Genomic DNA, 2,395 nt, shown 5'->3' with positions numbered 1-2,395 from the left:
ATGCCGGCGATGGCAATTTCCACGTTTTGGTGCTGATGGATGTGAACGATCCCAAGGAGATCGCGCTGTCGGAAAAGTTCGTCGCGCGGCTCAACATGCGAGCGATCGCCATGGACGGCACCTGCACCGGCGAGCACGGCATCGGCCAGGGCAAGATCGGCTTCCTGCGCCACGAGCTCGGCCACGGCGTCGACATCATGCGCACGATCAAGCAGGCGCTGGATCCGCTCGATATCATGAACCCAGGCAAGATTTTGCCTGGAATGGACTGACGGCCCGTCTCCGCTGCGGCCTACTTGTCCTGCGCATCCTCAACAAGGGTTTGCAGCATGGGGCGGGTTGGCGCGAAGAACGTCGTGCCGGTGTGCGGCGTCGAGAAATCGAGCAGCCGGTCGTAAGCGCCCGGCGGCTCACCGATGTACATTCGCTGCAGCATCCTCTCGATCACCCAGAGATACCTGCTGTAGCCGATAAAGTAGGTGCCGAACTCCTTTTGCCCCGGCCTGCCGAACGGCATGTTGTCGCGCAATATGTCGTACTCATTGCCATCGGCATCCTCGATGGTGGCCAGCGACTTGTGTGATTTGCGAGGTGCGTCGTCATCATCGATTTCGATGTTGTCGATCTTGGTGCGGCCGATGATTTCTTCCTGGAGAGGCGTTGGCGTCCGCCCCCATGCCTGGAGATCGTGCAGGTACTTCTGGACGACGACATAGCTGCCGCCGGCGAAGTCGGCGTCCTCATCACCGACGAGTGCCGAGGCGGGCAAATCGAGGCCTGTCGGGTTGGCGGTGCCGTCGACGAAGCCGAGCAGGTCACGGGCATCGAAATAGCGAAAACCGGAAACCTCGTCGACGACGCTCACGGCATCACCGAGATTGTCGAGCAGAATGCGCTCGAACTCGAAGCACATATCGGGCCGCTCGGAGCGGATGTGGAAGAGAAGATCGCCGGCGGTCGAAGGCGCCGAATGAACGGCACCCTTGATCGGCGCAAACGGTTTCAGTTCCAGCGGCCGCCGATCTGGAGAAAGACGATCCCAGAGATCGCGGCCGATGCCGGAAATGCACGAAAGCCGCCCGGAAAGATCGCGAAATCCAACGGTTTTGACGAGATCGTCGATCCCGCCAAGCACGGAGGCAACCTTGGCGAGCGCGGTCTGGCCGCTGGCGACGGTGACGACAAGAAAGACCGCCGAAAGCGACAGCGGGGCGTCGACACTTTGCGCATCGATCGGCACGCGATCCCAGTTCTTTCCAGACATCCGAATTCTCCGCTTCGCCGGGATTTGTTTCAGATCATCCGGGATCGCGCAACACTGGATGAATTGCCTCTTTATCGACACGCGGATGCGGGTAGAGTGCGGCAGAATTTCAATCAACCCGTTCGGAGCTGATGCTCGCACGCCTGTTCGTGATCTTTGGTGGCCTTTTTGTGCTGGTGCTGTGTGCGGCGCTGGTGGTGCCGTATTTTGTCGACTGGACAGGCTATCGCGCCCAATTCGAGCGCGAGGCGAGCGCCATTCTCGGCCGCAAGGTGACCGTGCAGGGCGACGCCACGGCAAGGCTGTTGCCGTTCCCCTCGGTGACCTTCTCCAACGTCGCCGTCGCCGGCGGCCCCAATGGCCAGCCGGCCATGACCGTCGAGACGTTTTCGATGGATGCGGAACTGGCGCCCTTCCTGCGCGGCGAAGTGCTGATCTTCGATATGCGGCTGGTGCGGCCGAAAGCGACCATCGATATCGCCAATGACGGCACTGTCGACTGGGCGATGCGGCCGTCCTCTCCCTTCGACCTCAATCAGATCTCGATCGAGAAGCTGACGGTGACGGAAGGGCAGATCGAACTGCGCCATGCCGCCGGCGGGCGCAGCCACCTGTTTTCCGAGATCAATTCGACCATCTCGGCCAAGTCTCTGGCCGGGCCATGGCGCATGGACGGCACGCTGCGGCTCGACGGTCTTCGCACCACGGTCACTGCCTCCACCGGCAAGGCCGAAGGCAACGGGCAGATGCGGCTTCGGCTGAAGGCCGATCCCGACGCCTATCCGCTGGTCATCGAAGCCGACGGCAATGCTGGCATCGTCAACGGTGCCGCCGTCTATTCCGGCCAGTTCAAGATCTCCGGCGCCGACAAGAACAGCGCCGAACTCCGCGGCACCGACGGCGAGACGGTGAAGGTCTCGGCCGGTAAGCCCGATCCGGGCTTTCGGCTGAACGGCAAGTTTTCGCTCGACCACGAGAAGCTCGGTGTCGACGAGTTCCGCTTCGAGACCGGGCCGCTCGACAACCCCTACATCGCCGATGGCAAGGCTTCTGTCGATCTCGGGCTGAAACCGAGTTTCGCCATCGAGGCCAATGGCGCGCAGGTGCAGTTCGACGAGGCGGTGGGCGCCG

Annotated in this window: 3 protein-coding genes; 2 read left to right on the top strand and 1 reads right to left on the bottom strand. The window is 62.1% G+C overall.

All coding sequences use genetic code 11. The features are described from left to right. Positions 1–272: FAD-linked oxidase C-terminal domain-containing protein (locus tag EN750_RS29620; protein WP_281062339.1), on the top strand; the 272-nt coding region annotated here is incomplete at its 5' end. A 20-nt stretch (positions 273–292) separates the two neighbouring features. Here the strand turns inward: EN750_RS29620 and EN750_RS29615 are convergent. Next, positions 293–1,264 carry a Dyp-type peroxidase gene (locus EN750_RS29615; protein WP_127398867.1) on the bottom strand — a complete coding sequence of 324 codons (972 nt, stop codon included), beginning with the start codon at positions 1,262–1,264 and terminating at the stop codon, positions 293–295. A gap of 131 nt (positions 1,265–1,395) precedes the next feature. Here EN750_RS29615 and EN750_RS29610 point away from each other — a divergent pair. Next, a partial coding sequence (locus tag EN750_RS29610; RefSeq protein WP_127398866.1) for an AsmA family protein occupies positions 1,396–2,395 on the top strand: 1,000 nt, incomplete at its 3' end.

Source organism: Mesorhizobium sp. M7A.F.Ca.ET.027.03.2.1 (genome assembly GCF_003999175.1).
Taxonomy (GTDB): domain Bacteria; phylum Pseudomonadota; class Alphaproteobacteria; order Rhizobiales; family Rhizobiaceae; genus Mesorhizobium.
The sequence above is the reverse complement of the archived record's forward strand: the minus strand, read 5'-3'. Positions and strand labels throughout refer to the sequence as shown.

Bases quoted from the DNA above. Each gene is read 5' to 3' on its own strand.
- EN750_RS29615 (WP_127398867.1), bottom strand. From the start codon at position 1,264: ATGTCTGGAAAGAACTGGGATCGCGTGCCGATCGATGCGCAAAGTGTC.